This window comes from Pseudomonas sp. C2.3V, assembly GCF_058536325.1.
The window spans coordinates 3,885,543-3,903,595 of record NZ_JBZUBN010000001.1 but is presented as its reverse complement, the minus strand read 5'-3'; the positions used below and the strand labels follow the sequence as shown (position 1 = coordinate 3,903,595).

General features: G+C 57.5%; 16 protein-coding genes. 2 read left to right on the top strand and 14 right to left on the bottom strand.

The features are described 5' to 3' along the window. Positions 1-24: 24 nt before the first annotated feature. The 13 genes from mdtD to AC4LF3_RS18405 all read right to left on the bottom strand — a co-directional run bounded on the left by mdtD (position 25) and on the right by AC4LF3_RS18405 (position 12,620). Complete coding sequence (gene mdtD, locus AC4LF3_RS18465) at positions 25-1,464, bottom strand: multidrug transporter subunit MdtD (protein ID WP_491836133.1); 1,440 nt, start codon at positions 1,462-1,464, stop codon at positions 25-27. A 131-nt stretch (positions 1,465-1,595) separates the two neighbouring features. Continuing rightward, positions 1,596-3,899, bottom strand: a complete 2,304-nt coding sequence (gene gspD / locus AC4LF3_RS18460) for a type II secretion system secretin GspD (RefSeq protein ID WP_491836334.1) — start codon at positions 3,897-3,899, stop codon at positions 1,596-1,598. 85 nt (positions 3,900-3,984) lie between these two features. Further along, entirely contained in the window at positions 3,985-4,557 is a 573-nt protein-coding gene (locus tag AC4LF3_RS18455; protein ID WP_122041406.1) for a type II secretion system protein, XpsN-like, read from the bottom strand. Continuing rightward, positions 4,554-5,186, bottom strand: coding sequence for a type II secretion system protein GspM (gene gspM / locus AC4LF3_RS18450; protein ID WP_010796079.1), 633 nt, complete (start codon positions 5,184-5,186; stop codon positions 4,554-4,556). The genes AC4LF3_RS18455 and gspM overlap by 4 nt, the downstream gene beginning before the upstream one ends. Continuing rightward, positions 5,161-6,264, bottom strand: a complete 1,104-nt coding sequence (locus tag AC4LF3_RS18445; RefSeq protein ID WP_491836132.1) for a PilN domain-containing protein — start codon at positions 6,262-6,264, stop codon at positions 5,161-5,163. The genes gspM and AC4LF3_RS18445 overlap by 26 nt, the downstream gene beginning before the upstream one ends. Further along, entirely contained in the window at positions 6,261-6,989 is a 729-nt protein-coding gene (locus tag AC4LF3_RS18440) for a type II secretion system protein GspK (RefSeq protein WP_010796077.1), read from the bottom strand. The genes AC4LF3_RS18445 and AC4LF3_RS18440 overlap by 4 nt, the downstream gene beginning before the upstream one ends. Further along, positions 6,986-7,618, bottom strand: coding sequence for a type II secretion system protein GspJ (locus tag AC4LF3_RS18435; protein WP_491836131.1), 633 nt, complete (start codon positions 7,616-7,618; stop codon positions 6,986-6,988). The genes AC4LF3_RS18440 and AC4LF3_RS18435 overlap by 4 nt, the downstream gene beginning before the upstream one ends. Further along, positions 7,615-7,998, bottom strand: coding sequence for a prepilin-type N-terminal cleavage/methylation domain-containing protein (locus AC4LF3_RS18430; protein ID WP_491836130.1), 384 nt, complete (start codon positions 7,996-7,998; stop codon positions 7,615-7,617). Before AC4LF3_RS18430 ends, AC4LF3_RS18435 begins: the two co-directional genes overlap by 4 nt. Then, positions 7,995-8,504 (bottom strand): GspH/FimT family pseudopilin, encoded by a 510-nt coding sequence (locus tag AC4LF3_RS18425; protein ID WP_491836129.1) that lies wholly within the window; start codon positions 8,502-8,504, stop codon positions 7,995-7,997. Before AC4LF3_RS18425 ends, AC4LF3_RS18430 begins: the two co-directional genes overlap by 4 nt. Positions 8,505-8,512: 8 nt before the next feature. Beyond that, positions 8,513-8,938, bottom strand: a complete 426-nt coding sequence (gene gspG, locus AC4LF3_RS18420) for a type II secretion system major pseudopilin GspG (RefSeq protein WP_010796073.1) — start codon at positions 8,936-8,938, stop codon at positions 8,513-8,515. Positions 8,939-8,956: 18 nt separating this feature from the next. Next, entirely contained in the window at positions 8,957-10,168 is a 1,212-nt protein-coding gene (gene gspF / locus AC4LF3_RS18415) for a type II secretion system inner membrane protein GspF (protein ID WP_286788987.1), read from the bottom strand. 2 nt (positions 10,169-10,170) lie between these two features. Continuing rightward, positions 10,171-11,895: a type II secretion system ATPase GspE gene (gene gspE, locus AC4LF3_RS18410; protein WP_491836332.1), complete on the bottom strand. Its 1,725-nt coding sequence runs from the start codon at positions 11,893-11,895 to the stop codon at positions 10,171-10,173. Positions 11,896-12,392: 497 nt separating this feature from the next. After that, positions 12,393-12,620: a hypothetical protein gene (locus AC4LF3_RS18405; protein ID WP_019367344.1), complete on the bottom strand. Its 228-nt coding sequence runs from the start codon at positions 12,618-12,620 to the stop codon at positions 12,393-12,395. Between the two features lie 472 nt (positions 12,621-13,092). On the opposite strand from AC4LF3_RS18405, the gene AC4LF3_RS18400 reads away from it, so the two are divergent. After that, positions 13,093-15,768, top strand: a complete 2,676-nt coding sequence (locus AC4LF3_RS18400) for a beta-glucosidase (protein ID WP_491836128.1) — start codon at positions 13,093-13,095, stop codon at positions 15,766-15,768. A 60-nt stretch (positions 15,769-15,828) separates the two neighbouring features. Here AC4LF3_RS18400 and yihG read toward each other — a convergent pair whose 3' ends face one another. Next, positions 15,829-16,725, bottom strand: coding sequence for a 1-acylglycerol-3-phosphate O-acyltransferase, YihG family (yihG, locus tag AC4LF3_RS18395; RefSeq protein WP_286789252.1), 897 nt, complete (start codon positions 16,723-16,725; stop codon positions 15,829-15,831). 126 nt (positions 16,726-16,851) lie between these two features. On the opposite strand from yihG, the gene AC4LF3_RS18390 reads away from it, so the two are divergent. Further along, positions 16,852-18,024: an HD-GYP domain-containing protein gene (locus AC4LF3_RS18390; protein WP_010796067.1), complete on the top strand. Its 1,173-nt coding sequence runs from the start codon at positions 16,852-16,854 to the stop codon at positions 18,022-18,024. The last annotated feature ends 29 nt before the right edge of the window (positions 18,025-18,053 follow it).

Here is an 18,053-nt window from a genome sequence, read left to right as displayed (position 1 = left end):
GGGTTTTTTTATGCTGCTGAATCATCAGGCCTCTGCGCTCTGCGGGCTCTTTTCCGGCTCCTCGACGCGATGCGAAGGCGCCTTGCGGTCAGGATTGCCCGGAAGCTGCCCGAAAATTGCGGCAGCCAGAATAGAGAGCAGCCCAACGCTGAGGTAGGTGGCATGGAAGGCGGACAGCACATCGGTATCGACGTAATCATCCTTGAACCCACCCAGCAAGGCAGCGGCGCAGGCGACGCCAAAGCTCATCGACAGCTGCATGACCACGGACAGAAGACTGTTGCCGCTACTGGCCTGCTCATCGCGTAGATCGATCAGCGTCACGGTGTTCATGGCGGTGAACTGCATCGAATTGACCGCGCCCAGAAGGCCTAGGTGAATCAGCAGCAGTGGATAAGGCGTCTCCGTGGTGATCAGGCTCAGGCTGGCGATCATGCAGCCCAGTAAAATGGTGTTGCCGATCAGTAATCGGCGATAGCCCAGGCGGTCGATGATCGGCTTGGCGATGGGCTTGACCAGCATTGCCGACAGCGCAAGCGGAATCATGGTCATACCTGCCTTGGCCGGTGGAAAATTCATGCCCACTTGAAGCAGCAGAGGCGTCAGAAAGGGCAGCGCGCCACTGCCCAGGCGGGCAAACAGATTACCAAATATGCCAACGGCAAAACTGCGGGTGCGGAACAGTTGCGGCGAGAAGAGCGGACGCTCGATACGTAAGGCTCGCAGCCAGTAGGCGATCATGCAGGCGAGGCCGCCCACCAGCAGCAGAACCACCCGGGCATGGGGCATATGAAGCTCGCCCAAACCCTCCAGGGCAACCGATATCAGGACCATTGCCGCGCCAAACAGCAGAAATCCAAACCCGTCGAAGCGCATGGGAATGGGGCTGCGCAGGTCAGGCATCAGTTTTGAGGTGACATAACAGCCCAACAAGCCTACCGGCAGGTTGATCAGAAAGATCCAGTGCCAGGAGGTTGCTTCCACTAGCCAGCCGCCTAGGGTAGGGCCTGTCAGCGGGCCAATCAGACCCGGCACGGTGACGAAGCTGAGTATTCGCACCAACTCGGTACGAGGGTAAGCCCGCAGGATGACGAGCCGCCCGACTGGCAGCATCAGCGAGCCCCCCAGACCTTGAATGACGCGGGCTGCGATCAACAAGGGGAGCGAGGGAGACAGCGCACATAACAGCGAGCCAAAAGTGAACAAAGCGATGGCGCTGAAAAAGACCCGCCGTGTTCCGAAGCGATCGGCGATCCAGCCTGAGGCCGGAATCAGCAGCGCGACCGTCAGCATGTAGGCGATCACGACGCCCTGCATGCGCAACGGATCTTCATTGAGATCATGTGCCATGCTGGGAAGTGCAGTATTGAGGATCGTGGCGTCGAGCGATTGCATGAAGAATGCAATGGCAACCAGCCAGGGCAAATAGCGAGCGGTACGGGCATCGAGTAGCGAAGCGGACATGAGTGATCTTACTTCCTTTGTGGCCAAAGGGTTGGAACGCAGGACGCCTCAAGCGTTCTGCCCATGTCGCGAAGGGAAATGCCTGAACACCTGGTGGGCCGCCTGACGATGCAGACGACCCACCAGGGTTGTCAACGGGAGGTGTCGATCTGGCTGACAGGCTTGATGGGACTGATCAACTGTAGTTGCTGACGGTACTCATCCGTAATCTGGCTCGCCTGACTGTTGCTGGTGATCACACGTGGCGTGATCAGAACGATCAGCTCCGTACGGTTCTTGCTGCGCGTGGTGTTGCCAAAGAGCCAATGCAGGCCTGGAATACGCCCCAGGTATGGCACGCTGTTGTCGCTTTCCGCGTCGTTCTGCTGGATCAAGCCACCCAACAGGACAGTCTGGCCACTTTGTACAGCGACCTGCGTCGTGACGGCGCGTGTCGAAATCGACGGGTTGCCGTTGCTGTCCGTACGGGTTCCGGTATCACTGCTGACCTGCTGCTGGATATCCATATAGACAAGGCCGCCCGGATTGATACGGGGCACAACATCAAGAATGACACCCGTCTGGATGTACTGAACGCTGTTGAAGGTCAGATCGCTCGTTGTGTTGACCGAGGTCTGGCTGATCGGGATATTGTCACCCACCTGGATCTGGGCTTCCTGGTTGTTCATGACCACCAGCGAGGGTGCAGAAAGCACACGCGTATTGCCGTTGGTCTCGAGCGCATGCAGTGCAACCTGCAGGTTGTTGCTGACAAACGAGTAGAAGAGGGCATCGGTACTGCCGAGTCCTGCGCCGCCTCGTCCCAGCGCTCCTTGGCTGCCGGATGCGTTCACTACACTGTTGGTCACGTTGCCGTTCGAGTCGGTGACCGGTGAATTACCGGCCAGCCGCCCCAGGTACCATTGCACACCCAGGCTCAGGCTGCCGGTCAGGCTGACCTCAAGGATGCGGGTTTCAATCTGGACCTGCATCGGAGGATTGTCCAGGCGGCGAATGGCTGATTGGATCTCGTTCCATTGCGAGGGCCGCGCACGAATCAGGAGCTGGTTGCTGCTCTTCTGCGCAGTGATCCGGACGCCTGTATCGTTATTGCCGTTCTGATTGTTGGTACTGCTTGAGCTGCTGTCTTCACTGTCGTTGTCCGAGCCAGTACCCGTGCCGTTTCCACGGGTGCTACCCAAACCGCCGCCCGTGCCGTTGTTGCCTCCGATACCGCTGTTGCTGTTCAGGCCGCCACCAATGCCGTTGCTCAGGCCCTGGCTGCTACCAATGGTGTTGCCGCCCGTACTATTGCCGCCGATACCGTTGCCAAAGCCATTGCTGGTCGACAGGGTGGTGGTACGCAAACCCGGCGCGACCTTGGCTTCCGGCTCTTCATTAACGGCCTCGTTGCTATAGATCTGACGCAGATACCGCGAGAGGTCGGTCGCTTTCATGTTGCGTACGTCGTACACATACATCTGCGGCTCGTTGCCGCCGCCCTTATCGATGGTCTCGATCCACTGACGAACTTCGTTCAGATATTCAGGCTGTGAAGAAATGGCCACCACCGCATTGGTGCGTTCGATCGGCAGGAAGCGGAGCATACCGGCCAGCGGAGTGCCGCTCTGCGGGCCGAACAGGCGATCCAGCTCCGGCATCAGCTCTGCCACACTGGCGCGCTGCAGGCCGAAGACGCCGATAGACATGCCCTTCAACCAGTTCACATCAAAGGTACTGATGGTTCGCTGGTAATTGGCAAGCTCGTCGGGCGTACCGGCCAGCGCGATGACATTGCGCGAGGGGTCCACCAGCAGGAAAGCATTTTCACGGGCAAAGGGCTTGAGCAGCTTCTGCATTTCCGTGGCGGAGATGTAGTCCAGCTGGAACAGGCGGGCAGACAGGCCACTGCCTGGCTCCGGCATCTGTAGCGCCGGCACCATGCGGCCTGCCACGGCCTGGTTGGCTGGTACAACCATGTAGCGATCGCCTTCACGCACCAGGGCGTTATTGGTCCAGGATAGCAACGTCTCCAGGATCGACAGGGCTTCGGTCTTTGCAACGGGCTTGGACGTGGAGAAAGTGACCTCACCCTTTACGTCTTGCGCGATGGTGTAGTTCACCTGAAGCAGATCGCCCAGGATACTGTTGATCACTGCTCGAATCGGCTGGTTGTTGAAGTTGAATACCACACCGCCGTCCGGCGCCGCTGACGGCTTGGCGGCAGGTGTCACTCGACTGTTGATGAAGCGGTTATCACCACGAATGATCTGACTGCGGGCCGGTGCACGGGGGTTATCGCCCGTTTCGGCCGAGCTGGGAACATTGGGCGAGGGCTCTCTTACCAAGGGGCGTTGGCTGCCTGTTCCGGCCAGACCTTCACGCAGCAGGGCATCGTCCTGCTGCGTATCGGTGGCCGGTGAGATACAACCTGCCAGCAAGGTGGCGGTGGCCATGCAGGCCAAGGGGTAACGCAAGGTCACGATTGTAGTGCTCCATAATAGGGGGCGGCCGCGTCGGCCACTGAATCCGGGTTCCGTATCAATCTTCGCTATCGGAGTCGTCATCCTCTTCTGGGGACGTTTCCGTGGTAGAGCTGGGCGCATCGGCGGCTGGGGCCGACACACCGTCAAGAGGTGCCTTTTCGATCACGAGCGGCAAGCTTTGCTGACGATCACCGGAGACAAATACCGCCTTGTTGGCAGCCACGGACTCCAGCTTCCAGCCGTTGGGTAGTGCCTTGCCCCGGGTAACGCTGAGTGCCTTGCCTGAGTTGTCCTTGAGCAGGGCCAGCTGCAGCGAGTCGGTCAGGATAATGCCGGTCAGCACATAGCCAGTAAGGTAAGTCGGTTGACCCGGCGCGGCCATTTTCTGATCAGACTGGCGGTCCGGACTGAACAAGGGCTGCTGCCAGGTGTTGGCATAGGCATCCAGGGGCGGTGCGTTCGGCAGCTCCGGCGACCTGACGGTTGCAGGCGAGTGCTGTGCTTCAAGGGGAGGCAGCCATTGTACATTACGGCCAATGCCCAGCGCGAACATGACTAGAAGCGCGGCCGATAGTCCCGTAATCAGGACGAGCCAGGGGGTGAGGCGACGCTGATCAGCGGCGTTCATGTCGGGTCATCCGAATCCGTGTTTTCGTTATCGTCCATACCGGCTTTACGCTGCATGTAGCCAGTGACAAGCATCTGGACTTCAAGCCTGCCGGCACCACCCTTGGGCGGAGCATCCTCATGACGCTCGACGCGAAGCTCCTCTACGAAAAGGAAAGGGCGATCGTTTTCAATGTCGTACAGGATGGCTTCCAGCGGCTCGATGGCGCAGCTGAGGTTGAAGCTGACCTTGACCTGGGCATAGGGCTCATCGCCAGGGTTGCCGGCGATGGGCGTGCGGTTGAGCAATTCACAGCCGGCGCCGTCCAGCTTGTGCGACTCGATCAGTTCAGCCGTATGTTGCATCAGGTTGGCTGCTACGGCACTAGGGTCGTCACCGGGCAGCAGGCTGTCACTTCCAGCGTTTCGCTCCTGTGCGGTTTCGAGCTGGCGCTGCAAGGGTTCACGCTGGGCCTGCAGCGCGGCATACCGGCGCTGGGTCTGACGGAGCTGCTCCATTTCGTCGTTCATGGCCTGCTGGGGCGCGACGAACCACCATTCCAGACAAATCCAGTACAGCACATACAACGCGAACGCCAGAACGGCCAGCGCGGCGATGCGACTTTCACGGGGTGTCAGTGACCGGCGCATTGCTGGCTTCCTCCCGACGCAGGTGGGCGAGCAGGTAGAAGCGCTCTTTCTTGGTGTTTTCGTCTGGCTGGATGACGCCTTGGAACTGCGCACCGGTAAGCGAGTGACAATTCTTCATCTCGCCAATCAAGGCGCCAGCCTTCTGGCTTTGGCCGGCCAGATTGACCTGTCCGTCTCCTTCAACGGACAGCTCCGTCAGCCAGGTGTCTTTGGGCAGGCACTGAGTCAGCTCGCTAAGCATCACGCTCAGCGGTGGAGTACCCGCCTTACGCTCCGTCAGGTAGCGAGTGGCGCCCAGGCCATTCTGTATCTGCTGGCGCAGGCTTTCGATCTCCTGGGCGCCGGCACGAAGCTGGCTGACCTCATGACGCATGGCTTCGAGCGCAACGGCGCGGTTATACAACCAGACCTGCATGGCTGCGAATGTCAAAGCGATAGCCAGGACTGCAAGACCAATGTTCAGCTGACGCCTCGGATTCTTGCGACGCTGACGGCGTTCGGCTGGCAACAGGTTAATACCCAGGCGCCCCCCTTCAGGCTGTTGCACATCGATCTCGTCGGGACGAATGCCCTGCGCCTGCAGGCGCTCCAGTAATGGGTCGAGGCGATCCTTCAGTACGGTGGCAACCGTCACGCGGAGCGGCTGCTTGGGCTGGCTTGGCCAGCGGCGGACCGCATAATAGACCTGACTGGCCTTAAAAGGGGTATGGCGATCCATCTCGAAGGCGACAGCCGCCATGACGTCCTGGGCTGCGCCAGCAGGTAGATTGATAGTTCTGACCAGCGCCTGCCGAGGCGATAACAGCAGAACGCAGCGTTCTGTACCCAGCGAATCGGCGCTGGTTAATGGATGCTCGCCCTCCGCCGAGTGAAGCCAGGCTTCTTCATTGTCCCAGCGGATGATCTGTTCATGTTCGCTTCGCTCGAACAGGCTGCGTAGGCGAGGGGGCAGGCAGGCCCGAAGCTCGGTAAACCACCAGTTGAAGAAGCGGGGAAACACGGAGGCGTGCCATTGCGCCTGAAAGGCATTCACGGCAGGGCGCAGGCTATTGGGCCATTCCAGTCGAATTGTTTTCATTCTTGCCAGCGCAGCACGCGGTAAGGTTGCATGTTGCTATCCGTTGGGTTGAGTAAAAGGGTCACGTTCAAGGCAGAGCGGAAACCATTGTCCAGTTCAGCCTGGCTATACACACTCAATACCTGTCCTGGATCTTCTCCCTCCAGGGAAATGATGTTCTTCTGGCCCATGGCTTGGCGTATGGGTGGCGCTGCAAAGCTCACAACCGGCTGATCGTACCCGCTCCAGACGGTGATGTAGGGCTCCAGGCGAGTAAACATCGCATTGTCCATGCCGGGGAGTTGAATCAATTCCTCCAGGGTTCGCATGGGCGTCGGATCCGTCCCGTTCTGACGGGCTTGCAAGGCTGCCGCGACTTGCTTCGCTTGTCCAGCCGGAACGCCCAACGCAGTCGCCACTTTGATGAACAAGGCGGATGAGGTGCTGTTAAGATCCAGCTTTCCCAGCTCGCTGCGCACTTGAATGGTCAGGCGCATGCGGTCGAATTCGAGTTGATAGGGGCGGCCATCCGCAACCCAGCGCTGCTCTCGTTGAAGGCCTGTCAGATGCTGGACAGCCAGGGCCAGACCTGCTTCCGCCGCAAGATGCGCCCTGGCATCCTGAAGCTGATGGACGCTCTGTTTGTTTTCCAGGCGTACTGCGGTTACGACGCCGGCCATGACCAGACTGAGCAGTGCCAATGCCCATAGCGTAATGAGCAGCGCTACCCCGTGCTGCCGCTTCACTGCAGAGACCCCATGCTGTTTGAGTTGCCCAGGTCGAGGCGTACGGCGATCTGTAGAGGCGGCCAGGCAATGGGGCCATCGGCCGTCAGGTCAACCCTGACCCGCTGGGGCAGGTGTTGCGGCCAGGGCCATCGCGGCAGCCAGTCCGTAGGTCGTCCGTTCTGGTCAAGGCCGCTATAGGAAAAGCGCAGGTTTCTGACCTGCCGCAACAAACGCTGGGGATCTCCCCAGGATTCAGTGCGGTTGTTTCCAACAATCTTGGCGAAGTCGACCTGTAGCCATTGATCTCGGCTGTCACCGGCCAAGCGGAGCGTCTGGATATGAATACCGCCGCCGAGATGTGAAGGCAGCGTTGCGATAAAGCGCATCTCCTGTGGCTCGCCGATAAACACCATTCCCTGCCCGGTGGGGGTGCGCTGGATCGACAGCGGAAGGGCTTGCTGCAGTTCGCGACGTAAAAAATTCTGTGTAGAGCGCAGCTCATCCAGTCGGGCGCTGTACTGCTCGCTGCGAGCCAATGTCCGATTGGCGCTGATGAGGGCAGAACCGATCAGGACCAGCAGGATACCCAGCAGGCTGATAGCCAGCAGGACTTCCAGCAAGGTGAAGCCGCGCATTGAGGCTTTCATTGCGAGACCTCGGATACACCCTGCAACCTTAATGTGCTGAAGCGCTCCTGATGCCGACCCGCCGTCAATGACAAGTCCAGGCGATACAGCTGACTAGTCGTTGCGGCGCCCGCTTTACTGATATCCAGCTTCCAACGTGTACCGTCAGGCAATGAACCCTGGCTGGAGCCTGGCCTCAGAGGGCGATGGACCGTGTCGTCCAGTAGCGAGCGGGCTGTCAAGGCCATCTGGGTCGCTCGGCTGTCCTTCAGCAAGGCATGGGTGGCTTGGCCAATGCCTCCCATCAATACGAAAAAGGTGACGGCGAGCAATGCCACGGCTGCCAGCAATTCCAGCAAGGTAAAGCCACCCTCTGAACGGGGCCTGCGCTGTCCCGTCACGGGTTTACCTCTTGCCATTTGACGGTGCCGGTCAGCCAGGCGATATCGACGCGCCAGGCACGTCCATCCTTTTCCAGCCTGACATTTCCACCGGTTGAGCTGCCATCTGGAAAGAAGGCGATGGCGGTCCTGCGACCTGTACTCAGGTCAGCCGCTGTGGTTACCCGCATGCGCATGCCCTTGGGCAGCGACTGAGGACGCCGGCCGGGTTGTTGGTATCGCTGGTTGGCAAGATCGAAATTTAGTGTGGTGGTCTGGCCGGTTGTAATGGCCTGGGTGCGTACGGCACGCAGTGCCAAGGTCAGATCACGACCGGCCTCGCGGGATCGAACGCTGTCGAGTCCTCGGGTAACGCCAAAGGAGACCAGGGTCAGACCAATGGCGACCAGGATGATGACAACGATCAGCTCAAGAAGTGTAAAGCCACGCTGCGATGTCCGGCCCTGTAAGCGCATACCGTTCGAGACGGTGCGTAGGGCACGGGTACAGGAGAGCTGGCGCGGCATGACACTCTTTATTCCCAGTTGCCAACGTCGGCGTTGTAGCCTTCGCCGCCTGGCTGTCCGTCCTGACCATAAAAGATCAGGTCAAACGAACCGTGCTGACCGGGCGAGCGATAGCCGAATTCATGGCCGAACGGGTCCTGCAGGTCCGAGGGCTTGGCATAAGGACCATTCCAGTTACGAGCGTTGGCTGGCTTGGTAGTGAGTTGTTGCAGATTCTTGGGCGGTGCGCCGACATCCAGGGCATAGTTTTCGATCTTCATGCTCAGGCTGGCCAGCTGAGCCTTGCCAGCGCCGTACTTGCCTTTATCGACGTTACCACCGACCTGGCGGACCACAATGGTAGCCACGATACCAAGCAGTACGATAACAGCCAGCATTTCAAGCAGGGTAAAACCGCCGCTGCGGTGGGGGAGGGAGCGCATTTTTCTAGTCATAAACAAGGCTCGTTACGGTTAGATGTTACTGGTGAGGCTCATCAGCGGGAGCATGATGGCCAACATGATGAAGGCCACAAGTACGGCCATGACGATGGTCAGGCTGGGTACCAATGCCGCAAGAAGTCGATCGATACCACGTTTGGCTTCGGCATCAAAGACGTCGGCGACTTTGATCAGCATGGTATCGAGCTGGCCGGATTCTTCGCCGACCTGAATCATTTGCAGTGATAGCTGTGGCAGCAGCTTGCTGGTGCTGAGCGCAGCGGCCAGTGAGCCGCCGTCCTTAACCTGGTCGGCTGCCTGCGAAACGGCGCCCTGCAAGGCATGGTTTGAGCAGACCTGGCGGCCAATCGACAGCGCGGTCAGCAGTGGAACGCCATTAGTCAGCAGGGTGCCGAGTGTTCTGGCCAGCCGCGCGGTCTCCAGCCGCTGTACAAGGGGTCCCATCATCCGAATGCTCAGCATCCGGCGATCCCAGCGGATACGGCGTTCCGGATCACGAAGGCGGGCGCCGGTGAACCAGATGAGCGCAACCAGAACCGCCAGCAGCAATAGGCCATATTGCGAAAGAAACTGGCCCATCCAGAGTACGGACTGTGTCATGAACGGTACAGGAACGCCTAAATCAGCGAAGATCGGCACAAATTGTGGTACGACATACGCCATCAGCAAGGCCAGTGAACCGAGCACACCAACAACCAGGAAGGCGGGGTAGATCAGGGCGTTGATCACTTCGCCACGCAAGGCCTGCGAGCGCTCGAGGTATTGAGCGAGCTGCGCCAGGGTTTCCTCCAGCGAGCCACCGGCTTCGCCTGCACGGACCATGCTGATGTAGAGCTGCGAAAATTGTCCGCCTTCTTCGGAGAGCGCGGCGGAAAGCGGCTTGCCGCCCTTGACGCGCTCACGGATACGCTCGATCAGTCGGCGGGATTTATCTTCCGTTGGCTGGCTGAGCAAAATATTCAAGGCGCGATCGAGCGGCTGCCCTGCACCCAGGAGTGTGGCCAGCTGCTGGGTAAACTGGGCAAGTCCGGCCCCGCTTAACGGGTCTCGATTGAACCAGACACGCCAACCCTGCGAGGCATTGCCTTGCGCGGGCGTGACCTGCAGGACCAGAAGTCCACGATCCTGCAACTGGCTGACAGCTTCATCCTGGCCGGCGGCTTCCAGATGGCCGGTAACGGACTCACCGGCCGCATCCAGTGCGCGATAGCGAAACTGGGCCATGCTCAGTCTCCGCTCGTCACACGCAGGACCTCTTCCAAGGTAGTCGTACCTGCCAGCGCCTGGCGCAGCCCGTCTTCGTACAGGGTATACATGCCTTCTGCGCGAGCGGCCTGTTCCAGTGTCGCGGCATCGGCGCGCTGCATGAGCAGGCTGCGGAGCGTATCGCTCATGACCAGCAGTTCGCTGATGGCACTACGACCACGGTAGCCCTCATTGGGCGGCAAGTCGCGACGTGGCCTGTACAGGCGGATCGGGCGTTCATCCGTGTATTTTTCGAGTTCATATTCCCTAATAACTTCCGGAAGCGGCTCATAGGCTTCTGACAACGCTGGATCCAGGCGGCGTACCAGGCGCTGAGCCAGAATGCCATTGATTGTAGAAGCTAGCAGATAGTCTTCCACTCCCATGTCCAAAAGACGCGTGATGCTGCCCGCCGCACTGTTGGTATGCAGTGTCGAAAGCACCAGGTGACCGGTCAGGGAAGACTGAATGGCGATACGGCAGGTTTCCAGATCGCGCATTTCGCCGATCATGATGACATCCGGGTCCTGGCGCACGATGGAACGCAGGGCGCCGGCGAAATCCAATCCAATAGATGGCTTTACCTGGATCTGATTGATGCCCTCGATCTGGTATTCGACCGGGTCTTCTACGGTAATGATCTTGCGCTCGGCGGTGTTCAGGCGCGACAGCGCGGTATACAGCGTGGTGGTCTTACCCGAGCCTGTGGGGCCGGTGACCAGCAGAATACCGTGGGGTCGCTCCAGCACGTTGAGAAAGTTGTCCAGCGACTTGCCGGCAAAGCCCAAGGTGTCAAAATCGAAACTCACCGATTCGCGATCGAGCAGACGCATTACCACCGACTCGCCAAAGCTGGTCGGAACAGTGGATACCCGCAGGTCCAGCTCCTTGCCCTGGATACGCAGCATAATGCGGCCATCCTGGGGGAGACGGCGCTCGGCAATGTCGAGCTTGGCCATGATCTTGACGCGCGAGATCACCGCGGCCGTTGAGCTGGAAGGCGGTGCTTCGGACTCATGCAGTACGCCATCGATGCGATAACGTACCTTGAGCCGATTCTCGAAGGGCTCAATGTGGATATCCGAAGCGCGGTTTTCTACAGCGCGCTGGATAATCAGGTTTACCAGGCGAATCACGGGCGCCTCTGAGGCCAGGTCCTTCAAGTGCTCGATGTCGTCTTCCGAATTGGCCTGGGCGTCGAGGTTTTCCACGATGGTACCCATGGCCGAGCGGCCTTGACCGTAATAACGCTCGATCAGGTTTTCGATGTCGCTGCGAAGTCCTATGGACAGCCGAGCCGCGCGGCCACAGGCGTACTCAAGCGCCTCGATGGCATAACGCTCGGCGGGATTGGCCACCAATAGGTGAATCTGGCCTGTGCTGTCCTGCCCCAACGGCACAATCTGATGCTGCTTTAGAAAGCGTGTGGAAACGTCAAGTGGGTCTTCCAGGATTTCTGGCGCATCGCTTTCCAGAACCAGCGGAACGTCCAGTAGTGAGGCCCACGCATGCGCCATGTCTCGCTCGGATACCATGCCCAGGCGCAACAGCAGATGGCTGAAGCTTTCTCCAGAGGAGGTTTCGTGAAGACGGCGGGCCCGCTCCAGATCGCCAGGCTTGAGCTTTCCCTGGCTGACCAGCCATTCGCATACATCATCGTCACCCGGCTTGTGGGAATCCACAGACGTGAGCGGTGGCTCGCTCATAGGCACCGAGGGCAGCGAAGCGCTCTGGGAAGGGCTGCGTTCAGCCGTGGTCGACGAGGCGGGTTGGAGTAGGTTCATGGTTATAGGCGGTAGCGTAGAAAGCAGTGGGCGTTGGCTAAACGAGAAAACAAAGCCTAACGGATGATAATCGCACCGTTAAATGAACACTTAGTGTACAGATAGACGCTTAATAATACGTGTTTGCTGCTGTAACCCACCGAAATTGGCTGTGAGCCAAATCGCTTTTTAGCTGCAAAGTTACTTCTATTACCTGTTTTTAGCTGAACAAAAGCTGACAAAAGGGCAAGAGGCGCTTCGTCGGTTTTGTCTCAGAAGGGCATGTCAACGGAAGGGGATATTAGCGAGCATCCAAGCCGCTCTGAATAGAACCTGAGCGCTTAGTCAGCCAATGTCGTTGTATTCGCAAGTCTCGAAGCTGGAGCTGCCTGAAAGCGCCTGCCTCATTTAACGGCAGGCGCTTGAGCGCTGAGCAGTGCTTATTTGGTGCTCAGGGCATTCGGGTTGGACACGCCGTCAGGACGACCACCTTTAGTGTCCTGCTCCTGTTTGGCTTTCTGGGCGGCCTTGCTGTTGTGCTCCTGTTGCATCAAGCCATTGGACGTGCCGGATGCTTGAGTGGCAGTGGCTGAGTCTTCAGCCGCCAGGGCGCATCCTGTTACGGCAAAACCTGCTACCAGGCATAGGCTGGAAATAAACTTTTTCATTACGCTCTCACTCTTCGGATAAATATCTGCCTGAGTTAGGTAGATATATTTAGCTAATTTCTTCTGAAAGAAAAAATCAACTCTAAATTTTCGATTCTTGACTAAGTTCTAATCGATAGATTAAAGCCGAGAGTTTGGCTGGACATCATTTAGGGATAAAAGTTCAAGTTAAATTAGAGAAATGGTTTGCTACTTGCTAAACCGTTTCATTTGACAATTTTTCGTCTTTTTTGCCTTAATCTTTTCGGGTTTTTCGCGCGTTTACGCGATTTTCTGTTGCCATCATTTTGCTACCTTTTGTTCTCGTTTGCTCCCATAACAAAAAAATCTCAACTTGTACAAATAACTTTAATTGATTTTATTGAGGTTATTTGTCGCAGGACGCGGGACGCTGTTAAGTCAGTAAAACTTGATATTCGGCAATATCGAAGTGACTCGTTTTTATTAACTTAAAAGCAGGACTTAATTAATAATGGGAAATATGAAGCTACAGGGAGCTGTGCTTACGGCTTTGGCTCTGGCAGTTGGTCAAGCATATGCGGTAACCCAGGCAAACCCTGCCCAGGTTGAAAAGAAGGTCGAGAGCACGCTGGGACAGATGTCTCTTTCCGAGAAGCTTTCACTGATTGGCGGAACGGGCCCCTGGGATGTCAAGGGGCTGGATAAATTTGGTCTGCCCCAGATTCATGGTGCAGACGGTGGTGTGGGTATCCGCTACACCAGTCAGGACAACAACCAGGGTATCGTTTACCCGGCGGGTCCCAACCTTGCGGCTACCTGGAACGTCGACCGAGCCAAGTCCTTTGGTGAAGCACTGGGCTACGACACACGTGCCGGTGGCTATCAGTTCGTAACAGGTCCGGGTGCCAACCTGTACCGCTCGCCCTATAGCGGCCGTGCATTCGAATACCTTTCTGGCGAAGATCCCTATCTGGGCGCTGTGATGGCGCCTGCGGTCATCAACGGTATCCAGTCCCAGGGCGTCTGGGCCAATGCCAAGCACTTTGTAGCGAACGATCAGGAAACCAACCGCTTTACACTGGACGAGCGGATCGGCGAGCGTACCCTGCGCGAAATGTACCTGCCCGCCTTCGAGTCGGCTGCCAAGAACGGCAACGTTGCGATGATGATGTGCGCGTTCCAGTTGATCAATGGCGTTTACAGCTGTGAGCACCAGCATCTGATCACCGGCGTGCTCAAGAAGGAATGGGGCTGGAAAGGTCTCATGCAGAGCGACTACAACGCTGTCGTTCATGGCTATCTGGCAGCTGATGCCGGTACCGATCTGGACATGATGGGCTATCAGATGAATAGCACCATCCTGACGCCCTATATCCAGGCAGGAAAGCTCTCGACCGAGACCATCAATGACAAGGTTCGCCGGATCCTGCGTCAGATATATGCGTACCGCTTCGACCAGGCCATTCCTGCCGCGTCCAAGGACATGGACAGTGCCAGCAGCCAGCAGGCAGCCCTGGAAGGTGCTCGTGAAGGTATCGTTCTGCTGAAGAACAAGGATCACTTGTTGCCGCTGTCCAGAGACAAGGTCAAGTCCATTGCGGTCATTGGCAACTTGGCCAAGTACGCGCCGCCTACCGGTTTCGGTAGTGCCAATGTCGATGCACGCAATTTCGTCAGTGAGTTGAGTGGCCTGAAGCAAGTGGCTGGTAACGCCAAGGTCGACTTCATCGACTCGCTGTCCCTGGACCCAAATGCGGCCGAATGGACGACCACCGATGCCTCCGGCAATACCGAAAAAGGTTTGAAGGCTGAGTTCTTCAATAATGCCAACTGGTCCGGTACTCCTTCTGACACCCGTATCGATCAGCATGTGAACCTGGACTGGGCCAATGGCAACAAGACCACAACAGTGGACTATGTTTCCAATACCACCAACGGCGCGAACTATCCCGTTACCGGCGACGATCAGAATACGTCCGTTCGCTGGAGCGGATCGGTAACGCCAACCATCTCTGGCGAGCAGATCTTCAAGGTTCGTGCGGATGGCGCTGTGCGTCTGTATGTGAATGGTCAGAAGATCATCGACAATGGCGATGGCAATCCGCTGCCCAACAACAGCATTCCGCCGACCATTCCTGTGTATGGCAAGGTCACGCTGGAAGCAGGTAAGTCCTACGACATCAAGCTTGAATACTCCCGTCGTAAAGGCTACATCTCTACCATGGGTGGCATGGTTGGCGTTCAGATGAGCTGGGCCTCGCTGGCTGCTCCGCAGGACCTCTCCAAGTACGATGCGGTTGTCATGGCTGTGGGTAACAGCAATGAGTATGAAGGCGAAGGTTTCGACCATGGCTTTGATCTGCCTGAGTACCAGAGCCAGTTGATCCAGAACGTTGCCAAGGTCAACCCGAAAACTGTGGTTATTATGCATGGCGGCACCGGTCTGAACATGACCGACTGGATAGACCAGGTCGATGGCGCACTGCATGCCTTCTATCCTGGCCAGTACGGTGGCCAGGCACTGGCGGAAATCCTGTACGGGGTAGTCAACCCGTCCGCGAAAATGCCGTTCAGCATTGAGAAGAAACTGCAGGATAACCCCGTCTATGCAGGTTTCCCCGAGTTCGACAACACCGGCAAGATTACCCGTATGGCCTACAGCGAAGGTCTGTACGTAGGCTACCGTGGCTACGAGATGAGCGGTATCAAGCCGCTGTATCCGTTCGGTTATGGCTTGTCCTACACCAGCTTCAAGTATTCCAACATCAAGGTAACGCCCAAGGTGGTAGTGGGTAACGCGCCTATCAAGGTGTCCTTCGATGTGACCAACACAGGGCAGCGTGCGGGTGCTGAAGTCGCTCAGCTCTATATTGGTCAGAACAAGCCGCAGGTGGCGCGTCCGGTCAAGGAGCTCAAGGGCTTTGGCAAGGTGTTCCTGAATGCGGGTGAGACCAAGCGTGTCACGTTGCAGCTCAACGACCGTTCGTTGGCCTACTTCAATGAAGCCACCAACAACTGGGTTGTGGATGCTGATACGTTCAAGATCTCGGTGGGTGCGGCATCCAACGATATCCGCCTGACGTCCAGCCTGACCAACCCGTATCGCCAGGAATTGTCCAATTCGACCAGCAACCCGCTGTCGAAGGCCGACATCAAGGCGGTAACGGTCAAGGCCGCCAAGCAGTAAACCTGCCCGGGCGCGGATTTCGATCCGTGCCTGTGTACGGTTTCTCCCGATGCGCCAGGATTATTCCTGGCGCATTTCTTTTTGCAGCGCTTCGATCCGCCGATCTTTCTCGGCCCATAATGCGCCGACCCATTGCTGGACCTGCTCACGAAAAACGGGATCATTCTGGTAGTCCCCCTCACACAGTGAAGGCTCCAGAGGAAGAGTGCGGATATCTACAATGACGCGCTTGACCTGGCCACTGAGCAAAGCCCAGAAGCCGGGCGGTTTTCCTTCGGGATAGAGAATCGTGACATCCAGAATGGCATCGAGCTGCTTACCCAGTGAAGCCAGTACAAAGGCAATTCCACCTGCCTTGGGTTTGAGTAGATGATGGTAGGGTGATTGCTGCTGGGCATGTTTGGCTGGCGTGAACCGCGTGCCCTCCAGGTAATTCACGACCGTAACGGGCTGATCGCGAAATTTCTCGCAGGCCCTACGCGTGATTTCCAGGTCGATCCCTTTGAGTTCCGGGCGCTTTTCCAGCGTGGCCTTCGAATAGCGCTTCATGAACGGGTAGTCGAGTGCCCAGAATGCCAGTCCAAGGAAGGGGACCCAGATCAGCTCCTTCTTCAGGAAGAATTTGAAGTAGGGCGACCGACGATTGAAGGTTTGCACGAGAGCTGGAATATCGACCCAGGATTGGTGGTTGGAGATGATCAGGTAAGAGCGGTCCTTACGCAGGTTCTCGGCACCGCGTATGTCCCAGACTGTAGGGGTGCAGAGCGCGAAGATGACCTTGTCGATTTCTGCCCAGGTCTCGGCGATGGTCATGACCCCGCGCGAGCAGGCGTCGCGCCACGGCTTGTAAGGGCAGAGCAGCTTGAGCAGCGCAACCAGCATCAAGGGGCCAATCAAAATGAGGGTATTGATCAAGAGCAAAATGCCGCTAGTCAGTCCGACGATCAGATGACGCATGAAGTCTCCCTGAGTACTATTCTTTTCGTTAGCGCCATAAACATTCTGAGCCTCTACCGGGCCGCTTAGGCAGCAATGGCGTCTATGGATTATCTAGGACACTGATAACGGCTGTAATTGTTCATTATGCTTAAGCGTATTCCCGTTTCGCAGGCCCGTCTGGGCATGTATGTGAGCGAATTTTGCGCACCATGGGTGGATCATCCCTTCTGGAAGGGGCACTTCGTCATTCGCTCGCCGAATGAGTTGCAGCGTATTCTGGACAGCGACATCGACGGGTTGTGGATCGATGTTAGCAAAGGGGCTGATGTAGATCCGGCTCATGTTGGGTGCTCCCTGGAGGCGCATGGGGCCGGGGTTGCCGTTCAGGTCGAGATGGCTGAAGAAATAAAGCGGGCCAAGGTGCTCTGCGATAGCGCCAAGACAGCCGTTAAAGGCATGCTGGAAGATGCGCGAATGGGACAGGTCGTTGAGGTGAGCGATGCTGCCAGTCTGGTCGAGGAAATCTCCAATTCGGTGCTGCGCCATCCCAATGCTTTGATCAGCCTGGCGCGACTCAAGACCTCGGATGAATATACCTATCTGCATTCGGTGGCCGTGTCGGCGCTGATGATTGCCGTTACTCGAACGCTTGGCCTGGGTGAGACGGCCGCACGGCAGGCGGGTCTGGCCGGTTTGCTCCATGATGTCGGCAAGATGACGATGCCGCTGGAGGTGCTCAACAAGCCGGGCAAGCTGACGGATGAAGAGTTCATCATCATGCAGGGTCATCCGAAGGCCGGGGAGCGCATTCTCACAGCGTGGCAAGCTGATGAGACAGCCATCGATGTCTGCCTGCATCATCATGAGAAATACGATGGCAGTGGTTATCCGGATAAGCTGTCCGGTGAGCAGATCAGCCTGATGTCCCGCATCGCCACGGTATGTGATGTGTATGACGCGGTAACGTCGGATCGCCCTTACAAAAGAGGCTGGGACCCGGCCGAGTCCGTCAAACGGATGGCTGAATGGAAAGGGCACTTCGATCCGCATGTCTTTCAGGCATTTGTCAAAGCGGTCGGCATTTACCCGGTCGGCTCGCTGGTAAAGCTGGAAAGCGAGCGCCTTGCGGTGGTGGTGGAGCAGAACCCCAAGTCATTGCTGACACCGACCGTAAAGGTCTTTTATGACGCAAGGCACAAGAAGCCGATCGGGCATGAAGTGATCGATTTGCCACGCCTGAAAGGCTACGACCGCATCATTGGACGTGAGTCGCCCGAGGCTTGGGGATTCGATAATCTCAGTACGTTGTGGACATAGCGGCCCTGGCGCGGGAGACTTCTATCCGT

Coding starts and splice junctions, on each gene's coding strand:
- AC4LF3_RS18390 (WP_010796067.1), top strand. CDS start 16,852: ATGCTTAAGCGTATTCCCGTTTCGCAGGCCCGTCTGGGCATGTATGTG.
- gspD (WP_491836334.1), bottom strand. CDS start 3,899: ATGGCCACCGCCACCTTGCTGGCAGGTTGTATCTCACCGGCCACCGAT.
- AC4LF3_RS18435 (WP_491836131.1), bottom strand. CDS start 7,618: ATGAAAGCCTCAATGCGCGGCTTCACCTTGCTGGAAGTCCTGCTGGCT.
- gspG (WP_010796073.1), bottom strand. CDS start 8,938: ATGACTAGAAAAATGCGCTCCCTCCCCCACCGCAGCGGCGGTTTTACC.
- AC4LF3_RS18405 (WP_019367344.1), bottom strand. CDS start 12,620: ATGAAAAAGTTTATTTCCAGCCTATGCCTGGTAGCAGGTTTTGCCGTA.
- AC4LF3_RS18445 (WP_491836132.1), bottom strand. CDS start 6,264: ATGAAAACAATTCGACTGGAATGGCCCAATAGCCTGCGCCCTGCCGTG.
- gspE (WP_491836332.1), bottom strand. CDS start 11,895: ATGAGCGAGCCACCGCTCACGTCTGTGGATTCCCACAAGCCGGGTGAC.
- AC4LF3_RS18400 (WP_491836128.1), top strand. CDS start 13,093: ATGGGAAATATGAAGCTACAGGGAGCTGTGCTTACGGCTTTGGCTCTG.
- gspF (WP_286788987.1), bottom strand. CDS start 10,168: ATGGCCCAGTTTCGCTATCGCGCACTGGATGCGGCCGGTGAGTCCGTT.
- AC4LF3_RS18455 (WP_122041406.1), bottom strand. CDS start 4,557: ATGAACGCCGCTGATCAGCGTCGCCTCACCCCCTGGCTCGTCCTGATT.
- mdtD (WP_491836133.1), bottom strand. CDS start 1,464: ATGTCCGCTTCGCTACTCGATGCCCGTACCGCTCGCTATTTGCCCTGG.
- gspM (WP_010796079.1), bottom strand. CDS start 5,186: ATGCGCCGGTCACTGACACCCCGTGAAAGTCGCATCGCCGCGCTGGCC.
- yihG (WP_286789252.1), bottom strand. CDS start 16,725: ATGCGTCATCTGATCGTCGGACTGACTAGCGGCATTTTGCTCTTGATC.
- AC4LF3_RS18425 (WP_491836129.1), bottom strand. CDS start 8,504: ATGCCGCGCCAGCTCTCCTGTACCCGTGCCCTACGCACCGTCTCGAAC.